Genomic DNA, 15,613 nt, shown 5'->3' on the forward strand with positions numbered 1-15,613 from the left:
CTGGCCGGGAGCCGAAGGGGGCCATCGCCCTGCCCTGTTTTCGGGTTATGGCCACGGAGCTGCAGCTGAGGAAGTTAACCAGCAGGACGACGGATATGACGCCCGGGATGAAGAACACAGGGAAAACCAGGCTGAAGCCAGATACAGGCAGGTAACTAATGGCGCGCTGACTTCAGCAAAATCAGGCAGGAGAGAGGGCAAGGCGGAGGGAGCAGAGGGGCAGCGCCGAAGGCGCGTCCCCCTTCCCCCGTTCCCCGCAGGGGAACAGACCTTCCGGGTTGTTCATGCATGCGACTGCACCCTTCGGGATGGAAAAAGGGGCTACCGGTAAACCGGCAACCCCTTCATAAAGGCGCTTCAGGCATGTCAGAGCAACTCAGCTCCTGAAAAGGCGGGGTTTCCCCCGCCTCCAGGTAGCTTACTTACCGGATTCGTAGGCCATAAAAGCCGCCACCTCCCTGTTCGTGTCCCTGTACCGGATTTCGCAGAGCGATTTCCGTGTCAGGTAAGTGAATATCAGCAGTGTGAGACACACTATCAACACGCACCAGAGCAGGGTACTTCGTGGCAGTTTCATAGCTTACTTCTCCTGTCAACGCAAAGCAGAAGTGTCACCTTCGGTGCGAAACAGAGATGTCATGCTTTGGTTCAGAGAATGCGTTTGACCGCCTCGCTATATACTTCCGAGCGTTCTCTTTTCCCAACAGAAATCACGAAAACGACAACTTTCTCGTCTATAACCTGGTATACAAGGCGATAGCCTGAAGACCGGAGCTTAATCTTGTAACAATCAGGCATACCACGGAGCTTGTTTGCTTCAATCCGGGGTGACTCAAGTACTTCAACCAGCTTCTTTTTCAACTGTTCACGTACCGTCGAGCCCAGCTTTCGCCATTCCTTTAGTGCCCGCTCGTCAAAATCCAGAAAATACGCCATCAGAGTTCATCCAGCGTCACACGTACTGGCTTAGGATTACGAAGCCGTTCTTTCACTATCTCCACAAGTTCAGCATCTTCATCACTCAGGAGTGTCTGTTTGAACGGCAAGCGTTCATTGTCAGCGATATACTCGAGCATGAGACGAAGCGCTTCAGAAGGAGTTACGCCCATTTTTTCAAGCGCGGCGTAAGAACGCGCTTTAAGTTCATCGTCAATACGTAGGTTAATGCTACCCATGTCTTACACCCCTTGTAATTACAAATGTCATTACAAGTATCGCACTACAACATGCTTAGGGCAAGTCACGAAGTAAGTCAGAAAGTAGTCGTAAGAACGGTGATCACTGTCCGCTTTGTGCCAGAAGTGGACGGCAGGATTTGTTGAACATTTCAGACAAAACCAAACTCAAAACAACTATTGAAATCAAGCCAGCATAGCGGATACATTACGCACGTTGTTACTTTGTATCATCAGGATGCCGTTAACTGTGTTTATCAGCCGTGAAGTCATTTCCAGAATCGTGCTTATCATCATGGCTGTTGCCGTGCTGAGCAGTTCGTTTATGGCAAAGCCACAGGCTGCATACAGCGTTCAGGAAACAACGTCCATCAGTGACCATCAACACGACAGCGATGAACCACTGAATGAGCACGATCCATTGTTGTTTCACTCCCACGGTAGCGTGCATCACCTCAATGCCGATCATTCCCACGATCTGAATAAACTCTTTGCTCTGCCTACTCTGCACGCATGGAATCCGGGCATGCGGGTGATATATGCGTTGAGTTCAGAACAAATACTGCAAATGCCGCAGTCCACCCCCGAACGCCCTCCGAGAATCCTGTCTGCGTAATAACTTCTGCTAATTCGTTATTATTCAACATGTAAGGATTTTTATGTATACCAGCCTTGATACACAGGGCCGGTTGAGCGCTCGCCTGCTTTCAGCTCAGGCGCGTTCGGCTTGTCTGTTTTTCCTGTTGTTACTGCTTTTCTACAGCCAGGGCGCGTATGCGCACGGCGTGGCGGAAGGCGACAAAGGGTACATCCAGGAAATCACCGGGGTGAACATCATCCCGTTTATCTACCTTGGCGCGAAGCACATGGTGACCGGTTACGATCATCTGCTGTTTCTGTTCGGGGTGATTTTCTTTCTCTACAAAATGCGTGATATCGGGCTGTACGTTAGCCTGTTCGCTATCGGGCATTCAACGACGCTGCTCATCGGCACCTTCTTTGATATCAGCGTCAGTGCTTACCTTATTGACGCCATTATCGGGCTGTCCGTGGTCTATAAAGCGCTTGATAACCTCGGGGCATTCCAGCGCTGGTTTGGCGTTCAGCCCAACACGAAGCTTGCGACGCTCATCTTTGGATTCTTCCACGGTTTTGGTCTGGCAACCAAAATCCAGGAATTCGAAATCTCTCCCGATGGCCTGTTTGTCAACCTGATTGCCTTCAACATTGGCGTTGAGATCGGCCAGCTGCTCGCGCTGAGCGCCATCCTGATCGTTATGAGCTACTGGCGGCAAACGGCGAGCTTTTTCCGACACGCTTATACCGCCAATGTGGTGATGATGAGCGCGGGATTTCTGTTAATGAGTTACCAGCTTTGTGGCTACATTTTAGCCTGAGGGAGACAAAACAATGTACAACACTGATTTACCAACACGCGCAGAATTACCTTCTGCCATCAAACTGATGCAGTCCACTATCCTCGCCGCCATCGTGGCGCTGACGCTGCTGATCACCGTCGTCATGCCTTCGGAATACGGCATTGATCCTACTGGCGTGGGTCGTTTACTGGGGCTTAAGCAGATGGGAGAAATCAAAACGCAGCTTGCCGAAGAAGCTGATGCCGATAATCAGGCCAGCGCTGTTCAGCAAGGACAGCTGGCTGCGCCAGTTAATGAGCGACCGATCCCGGATAATCCTCCGGCAATAACGCAGAACACCTACCCGGAGCTGAGCGTTCCGGCGACCACGCGCGCGCCGGAAGTACCATCGGCTGGCTCGCAACGTCATCAGATGCTCATCACCCTGAAGCCTAACGAAGCTGCTGAAGTTAAACTGGAAATGCGCAAAGATGCCCGCGTGACCTATCAGTGGACAAGTTCCGGACCGGTAAACGTGGATGCGCACGGCGATCCGGTCAACGCCCCGAAAGGCTTCTACCATGGCTATGGTAAAGCCCGGCAGATCACATCCGGAGACGGCGTTTTACAGGCCGCGTTCGAGGGTAAACATGGCTGGTTCTGGCGAAATCGTGGTTCTGAGACCATCACGATCCAGCTTGATACAACCGGCGACTACCTGAACATCAAACGGGTTATCTGATAAATCAGGGGCAGGATAACCTGCCCCTTTTCACACAGCTGACAGCCCGGTCAGGCGGAGTATCAGCCCGGCGAGAGCCGCCATGGCAATAACGTGCGTAACCTTCCATTTTAATCTGAAAAGCGCAAACGCAGCGGCGACGGCAATCAGGGCGGCAGGGATATCGATCCCTCCCTTTGCGCCTTCCGGCCATACGGTATGCCAGATAAAAAACAGCCCCAGATTAACAATGACGCCCACTACGGCCGCTGTGATGGCGGTTAAAGGTGCCGTGAAACCCGCCTTGTTGTGGGTCGTTTCGATAAACGGCCCGCCTGCCAGCACGAAAATGAAGGACGGGAGAAAGGTAAACCAGGTCACCATGCAGGCGGCAACGGCGCCGCCGACAAACAGCATATCCGCGCCAAAAACGGCATGGGTATACCCGCCCACAAATCCGACAAACGTGACCACCATAATCAGCGGGCCGGGCGTGGTTTCTCCCAGCGCCAGCCCGTCCATCATCTGCCCGGCAGTCAGCCAGCCAAAATTGACGACAGCACCCTGATAAACGTATGGCAGGACGGCGTAGGCCCCACCGAAGGTAAGGAGCGCAGCCTTGGTAAAGAACCAGCCCATCTGCGTCACCGGATGCGCCCAGCCCAGCCCCAGCGTCAGCACCGTCATGGGAATAAGCCAGAGCAGTGCACCCGCTGCCACAATCCTTAACAGTTTCGCCCAGCTGAACAGGGCATGCGCCGGTACGGGCGTATGATCGTCAATAACCGCAGCATCAACGGCGGCTTTCTCCTGTTTGTTATGCCCGCTGCCGCTGTGAAATTTTTCCGGCGCGATGCGTCCGCCGATAAAGCCAGTTATCGCTGCTGAAATAACGATGACGGGAAAAGGAACGTTCAGGGCGAAAACGGCCACAAAAGCCGCAGCAGCTATGGCCCAGTGGGCACCGTGTTTCAGCGCACGGGAGCCGATGCGATGCGCCGCCTGCAGCACGATTGCCGCCACGGCGGGTTTAATGCCGTAAAAGATACCGGCAATAATGGCAACGTCTCCCCAGGCGATATAGATCCACGACAACGCGATAAGAATAAAAAGTGAGGGAAGGATAAATAACAAACCCGCTATCACTCCGCCCAAGGTCCTGTGCATCAGCCAGCCAATGTAGGTGGCAAGTTGCTGAGCTTCCGGACCGGGCAGCACCATACAGAAATTGAGTGCGTGGAGAAAACGGGACTCGGAAATCCAGCGCCGGTTCTCGACCAGTTCCTGATGCATGATCGCAATCTGTCCGGCAGGACCGCCAAAGCTGATAAAACCCAGCTTCATCCAGAACCAGAACGCCTCCTTCAGGGGGACCGGCTTGGGCTTAACGTTTTCCTCTGCCAGCGTCAGCAACTCCGTTTTGTTCATCATGGCCGGACCTCATTTCAAACGTCGTTAACAGACCGTCAAACAGCGAACAGGCCGCTGTGAGTAATGTGTCATCATCCGTAATGCTTTCACGCAATCCTGCCAGTACACTTTCAACGCCAGCGGCTTCGGGGGGCTGAACCCCGCCAACATCAAGGTAATGCACAAGCATCCCCAGACCATTCAGGGCATCCCCCGTCAGCCCGAAGCGGACCATCAGCACTTCAAAGGTCACACGATTGTCGATGTGGCTGAAGGTCGCGCCATCAAAATCAAACCCCACCGCCTCTTCCGGGCAATCGTTGCCATCCTTAAGCCAGAGAAACTGCGCATCCTGGTCGATAAAACGCCGTATAAGCCAGGCGCTGGCAAGCCTGTCAATCCATGGCCGGCGACGCGTAGCCCAGATCCTGTTATGAAAATCCTCAGGCTTCAGCCGTGTCAGCAAGCCACTGACGGCATGAGGCTCTCCGGGAGAGATGAACCTGTTAATGCCAGCTTCCAGTTCTGACAAGGCAAAAATGGCCTGCGCCTGCGCTTCACCAGGAAAGAAATCAATCGCCACAATCCGATCCAGCTCGCGACGAAGTTTTCTTACCATCTTCAGTTGGCTGACCGCGGTTTCCTCATTAAGGTCGTTTTTACAAACCTGAAGGCTCTCCATCAGGATCAGGTACTGCTGAGAGCGATCGAATAACGGGCGAATTTTCTCTTCGTCGGAAGTCTCTGCGTCAAAAACAAAGGCCGTTCCTCCCTCACCGCTGATTTCACGACTCATCTCGTTAAAAATCTCATGGCTCTGTTGCGCTTCAGGCAACAGATAAACGCCGTCGCGCAGCATGGCGGCACCGGTATTTTTTAATGCCCGCCAGACACGCATACGTAATGTGGCCTGCTCAGTGGGCAGTGTCAGAATAAGGATATGTAGTTTCATAGTGTAGAGATTAATACATATGGTAGAGATTGCTACATATTTTCAGTCTTTCTAACCGTACATATCGCTATCTTTTTATGGTGCTCATAATTGCTCTTATCGGTACCGGTCTTGCTACCGTTGCACTGGGCCTGCTGGCGGGCGACAGGGCAGGGGGAGTCGGGAACGGCGCTGGCAATGAAGATGCTTGCTTATATTCTGGTCGCCCCGGTCGCTGATGCATTATGCGGGCCTTTTTATTCATATCGCCAATACAAGACTTTACATTCCAGCCCTTACATCCTCCCCGGGGGGATGCTAATCTTTTTATACCGTTGTCATTGTCTATTGAGGAAAGCAATCAGCGATGTACCCGATGTTTAAACGTTCGCCCCGTTATGTTCTGATGATCGTCATCATGGCCATTGGCATGATGATGTCGTCGATGGTGACGTTTGCGTCGCACGGTACAAACGGCCTGACAGGCTACGAGATGAATCTGCATGACGCAGAAGTCACCATGTCAATGCAGGATCACTCTCACGATTCGGATATCCCTCAGTCTGGCCACGCAGGCCATCATCAGACAGACCATTTCCATGAAACCCCTGAGCAGCCGCCCTCTGTAGAGATTTCCCTCTCTCCTGTAACAGACAGATGGTTGCCGCTTGCCGATCTTCGTAGCCCGGTTAAGGCCACGGACATCATTTACCGTCCTCCCAGCATCCGCCAGATCTGATCGCTGTTACCGGCAGTTTTTGCTGCCCGGCTTTAATCAACTTCAGATTTAGCGGAGAGGCTATGTATAAAGACTCTATCCAGGCGCGTCGAGAGATTGCGCGTAATTTCACTGCACTCAATTATCGTGTTGATCCCCTGCACTGGCAGACGCTCTGCATGGGCGTTAATCGCGACCTTCAGGCCAAAAAAATGCGTCCGAATGTCCCGGTTCCTTCACGGCGTAAAGTCATTCCGTTCCTGAAAATGATGCATCAGGAAACGGGCTCGATGCTCAAAGCGATCCTTGCCTTTGGCTTTGATGGCCCCTGGACATCCAGCGGCGGTTCATTTCGCCTGGCGCGAGAAATTGGGTTCGACATCGCCCACTATGCGAAAAACATTCACCACAAAAACGGGAAAGTCACCTTCCTGGAAATTGGTGCCGCCTGGGCGGGTTTTCGCGCTGAGGAATGTGCCGGCCATCAGGCGACGATTTCCGGGCTTTCCGGGGAGTTCAGGGAGCAACTTGGGGAAAGCGTATTCCTGCACTTCACTAATCTCACACCGTGGCATGCATCGCTGCCAAAAGGCGTGACTGAGCATCCTTACGTGACAGCAGCCGGGCTGGGAGCGCTGGAAAACAGAGGTGTTCAGGCAGGTGAGGTCGATATTATCTACTCCCAGGCAGCGGCCTATTTCGAACAGGATTACACGGCTTTCCTTCGCAGCGCTGCACGCCTGCTGAAAGAGGATGGCGTCCTGATCTTCAACCATGACCCTGTTCTGGCGAGCGCGATGGATGAAGTCGCCTGGGAGCACGGACTGCGGCTGGTCAGACGTAAGCAAATGGGAGGAATGAATGGCGCGATTGCCCGTTATCACCGGCTTCGTTCGTCCCCGGTAAGTCAGATGGTCTTCCCCGGCGTAAAGCGGGCAGAGGATGAAGAAGTGGTCTGTGAATCACTGGTTATGTCGGCGCTTCGTCGCAACGTAGAGGTGTAACGCCCGATATGTTGACGCGCAGACATTTTCTCACCACCACAGGAGCGTTGCTGATGACAACATTACTGCCGGGGGAAACCCTGGCAGCCTCTCTGGCTGAAAAAGTCAGTGAAACATGGCAAAAAATAAACACCCGCCGCAATCAACAAGAGGCGATAACGCCGGGCTGGGTTTTGCAGTCGCTCGGGCTTAAACCTGGCTCAACTGAACTGCGAAGAGCCATTTTTGAGCTGGTCAGGCGGATACCCTATCAGCTCGGTGCATGGAATGGCGAAAGCATGAGTCTGTTTCAGCAGGGCTTTGGCGACTGCCGTCATAAAGCCGCTGCTGCCGAACGACTGCTGACCGATGGTGGCATTACGGCAAAGCGAAAGCTGGTGCGGTTTGACTGGGCTGATTTGCCTGTACCTGCGGATATTCTGGCAATTTTGCCGCAAACACAGGGATTTCATGACACTGTGGCTTTTGAGCTACAGGGCAAAACATACCTGTTTGATGCCACCTGGGATATGGCCTTGCGCGGAGCGGGTTTCCCGGTGATGCCTTCCTGGGATGGCAACTCTGATACCTGGCCGGTGACTTCCCGGATGTCGACGCAGCAAACCGTACTAATGCCGCAGCCAGGGCAGGACATTTACAGCACTAACCAGATGAGCTGGCCGCAGCGCGAGAAAACCATGGCGTTTAATCAGGCACTGAATAACTGGCTGGAGGTCATTCGGGCTAACCGTGATGACTGGTGCACCATTATCCATAGTGATATTGAAGCCACCCGGTTGAGCCTGAAAACCTGTCTGGGACAACTGAGTTAATTCCCTTCTCGTCAGGAGGGGCTGCGCAGGGAAGCGGCGATAACACCTTCGACACTTTTTATGCTGCTTCAGGTATAACGCTGGGATACCTGAAGCTTTTTTATTTAACATCCAAGATAACAGACGAATCAGTATCCTCCTCACCCGGATAAAGCTTGTCATTTTTTTCAGGTCCCTCTATGCTTTGAATATCCCCCTGGGGGGGATGTGATTTCAAACCAAGAGATTTCCTGATGCTCAACATTCTTTCTAATCGTACCTATCGCCACCTGTTTATGGCACAGGTTATCGCCCTTATTGGCACCGGTCTGGCGACCGTTGCGTTAGGGTTACTGGCCTACGATCTCGCAGGTGACAGAGCCGGGGCAGTGCTGGGTACCGCGCTGGCTATCAAAATGAGCGCCTATATTCTTGTTGCGCCCGTGGCGGCGGCTTTTGCCGATAAATTCCCGCGTCGCACCATGCTGGTAACACTGGACCTGGTTCGCGCTCTCGTGGCTATCACGCTGCCTTTTGTCACCCAGATATGGGAAATCTACATCCTGATCTTCATTCTTCAGGCTGCCTCGGCGGCGTTTACGCCTACTTTCCAGGCAACTATCCCGGATATTCTTCCTGACGAACGTGAATATACCCGGGCGCTGTCTCTGTCACGTCTGGCCTACGATCTTGAAAGCGTCATCAGCCCTATGCTGGCGGCTGCACTGCTGACGGTCATGAGTTTCCACAACCTGTTTGCCGGTACGGCAGTCGGGTTCCTTGCTTCAGCAGCTCTGGTTGTTTCCGTGACACTGCCGAAGATGAAAGCGTTAACGGTCAAACGCAGCATCTATGACAAAACTACACGAGGTATGCGCATCTTCCTGAAAACGCCCAGACTGCGCGGCCTGCTGGCACTCAACATGGCCGTAGCGGCAGCGAGTGCAATGGTTATCGTCAACACCGTCGTTCTGGTTCAGGCGGACTTTGGTTTCTCACAGCGGTCTACCGCTATTGCGCTGGCCTTCTTCGGCGTGGGGTCCATGGTATCGGCCCTGGTTCTCCCCAGACTCCTCGACAACATGAGCGACCGTATGCCGATGCTTGCAGGTACGGCGCTTTTAGTCATTGGCCTGGGGTCAGGCATTTTCCTGAAGGATTACATCACGCTGGTTGTGCTCTGGGCACTGCTGGGGGTGGGCTATTCACTTTCTCAGACACCGGGTGGTCGCCTGCTGCGCCGTTCGTCAACAGCGGAAGACAGACCGGCGCTGTTTGCCGCCCAGTTTGCACTGTCACATTCATGCTGGCTGGTGACTTATCCGCTGGCCGGATGGGTTGGTGCGGCATGGGGGACACAGGCTTCATTCATCGCCCTGACTGTTGTGGCAACATTGTCGCTGGTCACCGCCGTACTTATCTGGCGTCCTGAGCATGAAGTGTACGCTCAGGTTCACAGCCACAAAGACCCGGAAACAAACAACGAATCGACCCATGAGCATGATTTCGTCATTGACGATGAACATCCGTCCTGGCCGAAGAAAGAGAAGTAATTTCCCAAAAAAAGACAACGTATCAGGAGAGGATAAGCCGATAAAAAGTGTGACCATGGCGTTGATACACATTATCTTATCCCTTCCACCTGGAGAGGATAAACCATGACCGTTCATGCATCACACCCTGACATTATTAAAAGACTTAAACGTGCCGCAGGGCACCTGAAAAGTACCATCCAGATGCTCGAAGATGAGAAAGCATGTCTGGATATCGCCCAGCAACTGCACGCTGTGGAAAAGGCGATAACGAATGCGAAGCGTACCTTAATTCATGACCATCTGGATCACTGCCTGGAGGATGCCCTTCATGCTGACCACACGGAGTCTGATAAGACGCTTAGCGAATTTAAAGAGATAACTAAATATCTTTAAGGCAAGCGAAACATGACTGATTTTTCCACTCTTTTACAGCAAGGCGTGGCCAATGCCTGGCTGTTCATCCCCAGCGCTATTTTGCTCGGTGCGCTTCACGGACTGGAGCCAGGGCATTCCAAAACGATGATGGCCGCCTTTATTGTGGCCATCCGGGGAACGGTCAAGCAAGCGGTATTACTGGGGCTTGCCGCGACAATTTCTCATACGTCTGTTGTCTGGCTCATTGCGTTCGGCGGAATGTATATCAGTCAGAAATTCACTGCTGAATCAGCCGAACCCTGGTTTCAGCTGATTTCCGCCGTCATCATTCTCGGTACGGCGGCATGGATGTTCTGGCGAACCTGGCGCGGCGAAAAGCTGTGGAAGATGGAGCAGGAAGAGGAACACAGCCACGGTCATCACGATCATGACGAAACCCGCATCATCGATACGGGCCATGGCAGCGTTGAACTCTCGATTTTCGAAGAAGGACAACCCCCTCACTGGCGTTTACGCTCGCTCAGCGGCAAGAAATGGGAAGCTCGCGACATTTCTCTGGTGACCAACCGTGGTCCAGGGACATTTTCACAGGTATTTGATTTCGTCGAAAAAGACGGGTTTATGGAATCGGCCCTGGCGATCCCGGAGCCACACAGCTTTGATGTTCGCCTGTCTTTAGGCCATCGCGGCCATGTGCATGATTATGATGTGGAATTCCGTGAACATGAACACGACCACGATCATTCCTCGCTGGAAGGTCTGGATGTTAATTCTCGCGAATATCAGGATGCTCACGAAAAAGCGCATGCGAACGACATCAAAAAACGTTTTGCGAATCGCAGCGTAACCACCGGACAAATAATCCTGTTCGGCCTGACCGGCGGCCTTATTCCTTGCCCGGCAGCCATTACCGTTTTGCTGCTCTGCATCCAGGTGAAGGAATTTACGCTCGGTGCCGCGCTGGTACTGTGTTTCAGCATCGGTTTAGCGATCACGCTGGTTTCAGTGGGCGCAGCGGCGGCTTTCAGCGTTCGTCAGGCAACCAAACGCTGGAGTGGCCTGGATACGCTGGCGCGGCGGGCTCCATACTTCTCAAGCGTACTGATTGCACTTGTCGGCATTTACATGGGCTATCACGGCTGGATCGGCGTAACGAGCTGATTTTCTCCTGTATGAATCTCACGCCTGAACCCACCAACCGGTGGGTTTTATATTTCTGAAGCCCATCATATTTTTATCCCCCTGCCGGGGATAGGAATTGAGCTTTTATAGCCGCTCATTTATCATCGACAATATCCCCCATGGGGGATGTAAAATTATAAATGGAATCTGCTATGCAAAAACAATATTTCAGTCAGTTCGTCACCGGAGTGTTACTCACTTCGTTCATCGCCATTCCTGCTCTGGCAGCGCAAGGTGGCTTCTCCGCAGAGAAAGAGCCTGTCGTCACTGAGCACATGTATGCCGGTCATAAAGTTCAGCAGGAGAATAGTCAAAGCCGGATTCAGATCGTATCGTCAATGCACGAAGGGGCGTGGATCACACTGGAAGGCAATGTTGTCAGCCAGCAGCAGGACGAGTGGTATACGTTCCGCGACCCAACCGGTACCATCAAAGTCCGCATCCCGCAGAAAGTCTGGAACGGGCAGCACTTCGATGCTCAGGACCTGGTACGGGTCAGTGGACCGGTAAGCCATGAAAATGATGGTTCAATTTTATATGTTGCAGTTATCAGCAAACCCTAAAACACAATTCTGACGGGCTATGTTTTTTTATATATATAGTTCGTCAACCAAACGTCCGCTTCACGCCCTGAGACATTCGACAAGCTTTTTATGGCTTCAGTAAGGGCGAGTGTCTCGCTTCGAGAGCCAGCAAATATTTCGCTTCGTCATAACAGGTTCTGGCCTTCCAGCAGCGGTAAATGATCCTTATCCATTTGAACGCCAGTGCCCGGATCGCAGACTGATGAGATTTGCCCTTTTCTCTGAGGCCCTGATAATACAGTTTGGCCCAGTATGATGAATTAACCGTCTTGGCAGCCCATTCAACAAAGGTCTGCCTGACGAACTTGGCACATTGCCATCGCCAGTGAACCCAGGATTTTTGGCCGCTTCGTTCGGTCACCGGTGCTATACCTGCGTAGTTTTGAATTTCTTCAGCGCTGTTAAACCGGTCACGGTTATCACCAAGTGCAGCAAGCATCCGTGGGCCCATGCACGGTCCCATGCCCGGAAGTGATTTGAACAGCCCCGCATCTGGCAATGTGTCAAACAGCGTTTCGATTCGTTCGTCATAGGTTTTGATGATTTCACTCACGACTTTAATTTGTGTCGCCAGTGCTGCTGCCATCAAAGCATTAGCCTCTATAACACTCGGGTCTGTAGTCAATGGGATCGCATTATCAATACTCGCAACACGTTGCTCGGTAAGGGCCATAGCGCGACCACCTTTGGCATTCAGAAAGTTGCGGATCGTGTCGCGTCTGGCTCGTTTCAGTTGTTGCAGACTGGGCCACCGGATAATCAGCTCACACAACAGTAAGCTACCCCGATGTGAGAACCACTCCAGTGGCTGAGGATAATACTGTTTAAGCGTGTTGATTATCCGGTTCACAAAGCGTCGTTTATCTTCAACCAACTGACGACGTTGCTCAACCAGTTGCTGAAGTAAGCGAATATCCGCATTGTCGGGTTCAATAGCTTTTATCTTCTGGGGGTAACGCAGCATTAACTCTAATGCCAGCTCGGCATCCTGCGGATCATCTTTAGCGCCGCTGGGCGAGAAGGCTTGCCGATAACGAGCCAGGGACAATGCGTGGACGGGGAAAACGGTGATAAAGGGGTATTTTTGAAGAGCATATACCACGGGGCCCTTCTTCAGTTCGAGAGCTATTGCGATTCTACCTTTTACTTTCTGGTGTAACTCAGTAAGCCAGGCATCAAGCGCTTCTGCTGTATGTTCAATCACATCGAATACGCGTTCACCGTTTTTAAACTGAACACAGACATCGTGTTTTTTATCAGCCCAGTCCAGACCAACGTGCGCAGCAAATTGATTAGTCACAGTCATCACCAACTCCTTTTTATCGGGGATTGGTATGCATTCCACGCTCTTCGAAAGAAATATAGCCAGCAGTTTATCTGCATGCCCTGAGTATTCGTTAGCGAACGTGGAGCACCTACTGGCTCGAAAGAAAAGCGGCGATCATCACATGATTCTCGCTCAATATTCGTAACCAGTAAGCGCATACCCTGAATCACTTCAAAGTGTAATTCTCAGGGTACGAATGACTATATCTCGCTCTTAGCGGACATTAGCATAGGCTATTTACCATAACGCCGCATTACGCGCACCGCCCAGACTGACTCAGCGCGTTTCTGGCATATCCCCGGTAAAACAAGTAACAAACCACCCGAAAATGAACACCAGAAACGCGACTTAAGAATCTACCCTATGAATGGATATGCACTCAACCGAATCGATCTTGGTTTCAATCTTTTTTATCGGGATCAGGCTTCTTTTTAGGTAACTTCGGGGGCTTAACTTGCTGATGACTTTGCGTTCGGCGCGTAAGCCAGGGATGGTCAGCTTTAGGTTTAACATAGTATTTTGAGCGTAAATCAATACGGGCATTATCCACTCGTTCATGGACACTCTTTTCATCATCCAGTGGTATAGGCTCCGGGCCATCAACATACTTTTCCCAGCCCAGCGCTTTCCCGTCATACAGAACGTTAATTTCACCGTCAAAGTTCTCGCATACAGTAACAACCGAATGCCTAAGTCGATATCCCCGGCCCTCACTGCGTACCTGAAACGCACTGCTTTTGTACTGGAAAGTGAGATTTTTAGACAGAACGCGCTTCGCCTGTAGGCTGAAGATATAACCCAGTTCCTCTTCAGAATGGTGCACATCAAGATGAGCATTATCAGTAGTACGAGGCGACGTAGCGAACCGGTTGTTATAGGCTTCAATAAAGGTCGGCAACCATGCATTTGCTGTTTCAATATCACTGATATTCTGAAGCCGCATTTCTTTGACCAGCCTGTCCTGTAGTGTCTGATTGGCGCGCTCTACCCGCCCTTTTGCCTGCGGGCTGTTGGCATGGATTGGCTCGATGCCCAGTGTCTTTATCGCACGAGTGAACTGGGTCAGCTCACCTTCCCGCTCTGGGTTATTTACCCTGAATATACTGTGTCTATCAGAGTAGAGAGCGAGCGGTACGCCATGATCATTAAGGTAACCCCGGAGGGTTTCCATGTAAGCCCGGGTTGTTTCAGCAGGCACAAAACGCAACGCCATCAACGCACTGGTGGCATCATCAATGAAAACGATCAGTGTACATCTGGGGCCTCGATTTTCAAACCAGTCATGAGGTGAGCCATCAATCTGGATCAGTTCACCGTAAGATGGTCGTCGCATGCGGCGTTGATATATACGGGCAATTTTACGACGGCGTTCACGCCATAACCCCTCTTCTATCATCCACTTTCTGAGAGTTTCAACGGATAAAGATAAACCGTGTATCTCGCGCAATTTTTCGCACGCAAACGTAGGTCCAAAATCAGCGTAACGGCCTTTGAGGAGTGAAATTACTGTTGCTCTGAATTCAGTAGAAAAGGAATTATTAGGACGCTTTCCACGTCGGTGGGAAACCAGACCAGAAGGCCCTTCATTTCTATACCGTTGCACCAGACGTTTAACCTGCCGAATAGAAATGCCAATGCGTGCCGCAGCTTGTTCCTGAGTAATATGTCGATTAATTGACTCCTGAATAATCTGAAGTCGGTGGAGTTCCTTATGACTCATCGTAACAGTCTCTTTGATCATGAAAAATCCCCCAGAGAATTGTCTGGGGACATTTTAGAATGGTTCAAAGGGGACATTACAGCTTGGTGTTAACAATAGCTTACTTCTCCTTGCCTTTCGGCAGGTAAGCGGCTAATCTGATGTTGTTCAGGCATACAGATTAAGCCTCGTGGTTAATGAGAATATTAACTTCGGGGCTTTCTGCTTTTTGCCACACAACCGGTAACAAACCACCTTCACGTCATGAGGCAAAAAGCCTCAAGCGCCATCGCCATTATATCCCGTTGTCGATCATCTGCCTAGGAATAACAGTCTGAAAACTGTATAAATTCTCATCATTGTTCCGCGTCATTCAGCTCCTGAAATCCCCAGAGCCTCACGAATCTCAGCGGCTCGCTGTTCGCTTCCGGCGGTCACGCCGGCGTTATAGACAAGGCTGATCATCGCCTGCAACATTTCCCAGTCATAAAGTTCCAGACGGGCATTCAGACGGGCATTCAGACGGTACAGGATCTTCCCGCTTTGAGCATGCCGGAACACGGTTCCTGTCTCTTTTTTGTCGAACCTGCGGCTGATAATGCTCAATATCCCTCCCGGTTATCCGTACCTTCTGACCACTCGCGGATCTGGTCTTCGAGCGCCTCAAGGTGCCTGTCTATACTCTCAGCCAGCTGCTCGCTTTCGGTTTCCAGCCAGCCACTGAGTCCGTCCCACTCGCAGCACATCTGTAAGCGTACAGCGAGAACCGTATTGACGGGGATGTGTTATTCAGTTGGCAGTGT

General features: G+C 51.7%; 18 protein-coding genes and 2 pseudogenes. 12 read left to right on the forward strand and 8 right to left on the reverse strand.

Annotation, left to right across the window (positions count from 1 at the left end; all coding sequences use genetic code 11):
- Positions 1–418: 418 nt before the first annotated feature.
- The 3 genes from HX884_RS27575 to relB form a co-directional block, all read right to left on the reverse strand.
- Positions 419–577: a type I toxin-antitoxin system Hok family toxin gene (locus HX884_RS27575; protein ID WP_014063856.1), complete on the reverse strand. Its 159-nt coding sequence runs from the start codon at positions 575–577 to the stop codon at positions 419–421.
- Between the two features lie 71 nt (positions 578–648).
- The gene (gene relE, locus HX884_RS21755; protein WP_000323025.1) at positions 649–936 is read right to left on the reverse strand and encodes a type II toxin-antitoxin system mRNA interferase RelE; all 288 of its coding nucleotides are present in this window, start codon (positions 934–936) and stop codon (positions 649–651) included.
- On the reverse strand, positions 936–1,175 hold the full coding sequence (relB, locus tag HX884_RS21760) for a type II toxin-antitoxin system antitoxin RelB (protein ID WP_000534858.1): 240 nt from the start codon (positions 1,173–1,175) through the stop codon (positions 936–938). Before relB ends, relE begins: the two co-directional genes overlap by 1 nt.
- A 24-nt stretch (positions 1,176–1,199) precedes the next feature.
- Between relB and ydfV the strand changes: the two are divergent.
- The 4 genes and pseudogenes from ydfV to HX884_RS21775 form a co-directional block, all read left to right on the forward strand.
- Positions 1,200–1,298, forward strand: a pseudogene (ydfV, locus tag HX884_RS27330) (protein YdfV); the annotation flags it as partial.
- A 127-nt stretch (positions 1,299–1,425) separates the two neighbouring features.
- The gene (locus tag HX884_RS21765; protein WP_009651956.1) at positions 1,426–1,791 is read left to right on the forward strand and encodes a hypothetical protein; all 366 of its coding nucleotides are present in this window, start codon (positions 1,426–1,428) and stop codon (positions 1,789–1,791) included.
- A gap of 43 nt (positions 1,792–1,834) precedes the next feature.
- Positions 1,835–2,572, forward strand: a complete 738-nt coding sequence (locus HX884_RS21770) for a HupE/UreJ family protein (RefSeq protein WP_008460272.1) — start codon at positions 1,835–1,837, stop codon at positions 2,570–2,572.
- Positions 2,573–2,585: 13 nt separating this feature from the next.
- Positions 2,586–3,275 carry a hypothetical protein gene (locus tag HX884_RS21775; RefSeq protein ID WP_004196322.1) on the forward strand — a complete coding sequence of 230 codons (690 nt, stop codon included), beginning with the start codon at positions 2,586–2,588 and terminating at the stop codon, positions 3,273–3,275.
- 30 nt (positions 3,276–3,305) lie between these two features.
- On the opposite strand, the gene chrA is transcribed toward HX884_RS21775, so the two are convergent.
- Both chrA and HX884_RS21785 read right to left on the reverse strand, forming a co-directional pair.
- Complete coding sequence (chrA, locus tag HX884_RS21780) at positions 3,306–4,682, reverse strand: chromate efflux transporter (protein WP_004196363.1); 1,377 nt, start codon at positions 4,680–4,682, stop codon at positions 3,306–3,308.
- A complete protein-coding gene (locus tag HX884_RS21785) occupies positions 4,639–5,616 on the reverse strand; it encodes a chromate resistance protein ChrB domain-containing protein (RefSeq protein ID WP_004196334.1) in 978 nt (325 codons plus the stop codon). The genes chrA and HX884_RS21785 overlap by 44 nt, the downstream gene beginning before the upstream one ends.
- Before the next feature lie 77 nt (positions 5,617–5,693).
- Here HX884_RS21785 and HX884_RS21790 point away from each other — a divergent pair.
- The 8 genes and pseudogenes from HX884_RS21790 to HX884_RS21825 form a co-directional block, all read left to right on the forward strand.
- Positions 5,694–5,853 (forward strand): annotated as a pseudogene (locus tag HX884_RS21790) (MFS transporter); the annotation flags it as partial.
- 109 nt (positions 5,854–5,962) lie between these two features.
- A complete protein-coding gene (locus tag HX884_RS21795; RefSeq protein ID WP_004196359.1) occupies positions 5,963–6,334 on the forward strand; it encodes a hypothetical protein in 372 nt (123 codons plus the stop codon).
- Between the two features lie 62 nt (positions 6,335–6,396).
- A complete protein-coding gene (locus HX884_RS21800; protein ID WP_004196315.1) occupies positions 6,397–7,317 on the forward strand; it encodes a methyltransferase domain-containing protein in 921 nt (306 codons plus the stop codon).
- Positions 7,318–7,370: 53 nt separating this feature from the next.
- Positions 7,371–8,129, forward strand: coding sequence for a hypothetical protein (locus tag HX884_RS21805; protein ID WP_004196325.1), 759 nt, complete (start codon positions 7,371–7,373; stop codon positions 8,127–8,129).
- A 233-nt stretch (positions 8,130–8,362) separates the two neighbouring features.
- Positions 8,363–9,661: an MFS transporter gene (gene nirA / locus HX884_RS21810; protein WP_004196314.1), complete on the forward strand. Its 1,299-nt coding sequence runs from the start codon at positions 8,363–8,365 to the stop codon at positions 9,659–9,661.
- A 105-nt stretch (positions 9,662–9,766) separates the two neighbouring features.
- On the forward strand, positions 9,767–10,036 hold the full coding sequence (locus HX884_RS21815; protein WP_004196355.1) for a nickel-sensing transcriptional repressor NcrB: 270 nt from the start codon (positions 9,767–9,769) through the stop codon (positions 10,034–10,036).
- A gap of 12 nt (positions 10,037–10,048) precedes the next feature.
- Positions 10,049–11,179, forward strand: a complete 1,131-nt coding sequence (locus tag HX884_RS21820) for a Ni(II)/Co(II) efflux transporter permease subunit NcrC (RefSeq protein ID WP_004196366.1) — start codon at positions 10,049–10,051, stop codon at positions 11,177–11,179.
- A gap of 161 nt (positions 11,180–11,340) precedes the next feature.
- Complete coding sequence (locus HX884_RS21825) at positions 11,341–11,763, forward strand: nickel resistance OB fold protein NcrY (RefSeq protein WP_032072095.1); 423 nt, start codon at positions 11,341–11,343, stop codon at positions 11,761–11,763.
- An 88-nt stretch (positions 11,764–11,851) separates the two neighbouring features.
- Here HX884_RS21825 and HX884_RS21830 read toward each other — a convergent pair whose 3' ends face one another.
- The 3 genes from HX884_RS21830 to HX884_RS21840 form a co-directional block, all read right to left on the reverse strand.
- Positions 11,852–13,090: an IS110-like element ISEsa2 family transposase gene (locus HX884_RS21830; RefSeq protein WP_000219087.1), complete on the reverse strand. Its 1,239-nt coding sequence runs from the start codon at positions 13,088–13,090 to the stop codon at positions 11,852–11,854.
- A gap of 421 nt (positions 13,091–13,511) precedes the next feature.
- Entirely contained in the window at positions 13,512–14,852 is a 1,341-nt protein-coding gene (locus HX884_RS21835; protein ID WP_004196353.1) for an IS1202-like element ISEsa1 family transposase, read from the reverse strand.
- Positions 14,853–15,179: 327 nt separating this feature from the next.
- Positions 15,180–15,416, reverse strand: a complete 237-nt coding sequence (locus HX884_RS21840; RefSeq protein ID WP_218620105.1) for a hypothetical protein — start codon at positions 15,414–15,416, stop codon at positions 15,180–15,182.
- Positions 15,417–15,613 lie beyond the last annotated feature (197 nt).

Origin of the sequence: Enterobacter sp. SECR19-1250, assembly GCF_013391025.1 — a bacterium.
Lineage (GTDB): Bacteria > Pseudomonadota > Gammaproteobacteria > Enterobacterales > Enterobacteriaceae > Enterobacter > Enterobacter cloacae.

What these genes read in the sequence shown, in the direction of transcription:
- relB (WP_000534858.1), bottom strand. Translation starts at nt 1,175, where the DNA reads ATGGGTAGCATTAACCTACGTATTGACGATGAACTTAAAGCGCGTTCT.
- HX884_RS27575 (WP_014063856.1), bottom strand. Translation starts at nt 577, where the DNA reads ATGAAACTGCCACGAAGTACCCTGCTCTGGTGCGTGTTGATAGTGTGT.
- HX884_RS21825 (WP_032072095.1), top strand. Translation starts at nt 11,341, where the DNA reads ATGGAATCTGCTATGCAAAAACAATATTTCAGTCAGTTCGTCACCGGA.
- HX884_RS21805 (WP_004196325.1), top strand. Translation starts at nt 7,371, where the DNA reads ATGACAACATTACTGCCGGGGGAAACCCTGGCAGCCTCTCTGGCTGAA.
- HX884_RS21795 (WP_004196359.1), top strand. Translation starts at nt 5,963, where the DNA reads ATGTACCCGATGTTTAAACGTTCGCCCCGTTATGTTCTGATGATCGTC.
- HX884_RS21775 (WP_004196322.1), top strand. Translation starts at nt 2,586, where the DNA reads ATGTACAACACTGATTTACCAACACGCGCAGAATTACCTTCTGCCATC.
- nirA (WP_004196314.1), top strand. Translation starts at nt 8,363, where the DNA reads ATGCTCAACATTCTTTCTAATCGTACCTATCGCCACCTGTTTATGGCA.
- HX884_RS21785 (WP_004196334.1), bottom strand. Translation starts at nt 5,616, where the DNA reads ATGAAACTACATATCCTTATTCTGACACTGCCCACTGAGCAGGCCACA.
- HX884_RS21770 (WP_008460272.1), top strand. Translation starts at nt 1,835, where the DNA reads ATGTATACCAGCCTTGATACACAGGGCCGGTTGAGCGCTCGCCTGCTT.
- HX884_RS21835 (WP_004196353.1), bottom strand. Translation starts at nt 14,852, where the DNA reads ATGATCAAAGAGACTGTTACGATGAGTCATAAGGAACTCCACCGACTT.
- HX884_RS21815 (WP_004196355.1), top strand. Translation starts at nt 9,767, where the DNA reads ATGACCGTTCATGCATCACACCCTGACATTATTAAAAGACTTAAACGT.
- HX884_RS21820 (WP_004196366.1), top strand. Translation starts at nt 10,049, where the DNA reads ATGACTGATTTTTCCACTCTTTTACAGCAAGGCGTGGCCAATGCCTGG.
- relE (WP_000323025.1), bottom strand. Translation starts at nt 936, where the DNA reads ATGGCGTATTTTCTGGATTTTGACGAGCGGGCACTAAAGGAATGGCGA.
- HX884_RS21830 (WP_000219087.1), bottom strand. Translation starts at nt 13,090, where the DNA reads ATGACTGTGACTAATCAATTTGCTGCGCACGTTGGTCTGGACTGGGCT.
- chrA (WP_004196363.1), bottom strand. Translation starts at nt 4,682, where the DNA reads ATGAACAAAACGGAGTTGCTGACGCTGGCAGAGGAAAACGTTAAGCCC.
- HX884_RS21800 (WP_004196315.1), top strand. Translation starts at nt 6,397, where the DNA reads ATGTATAAAGACTCTATCCAGGCGCGTCGAGAGATTGCGCGTAATTTC.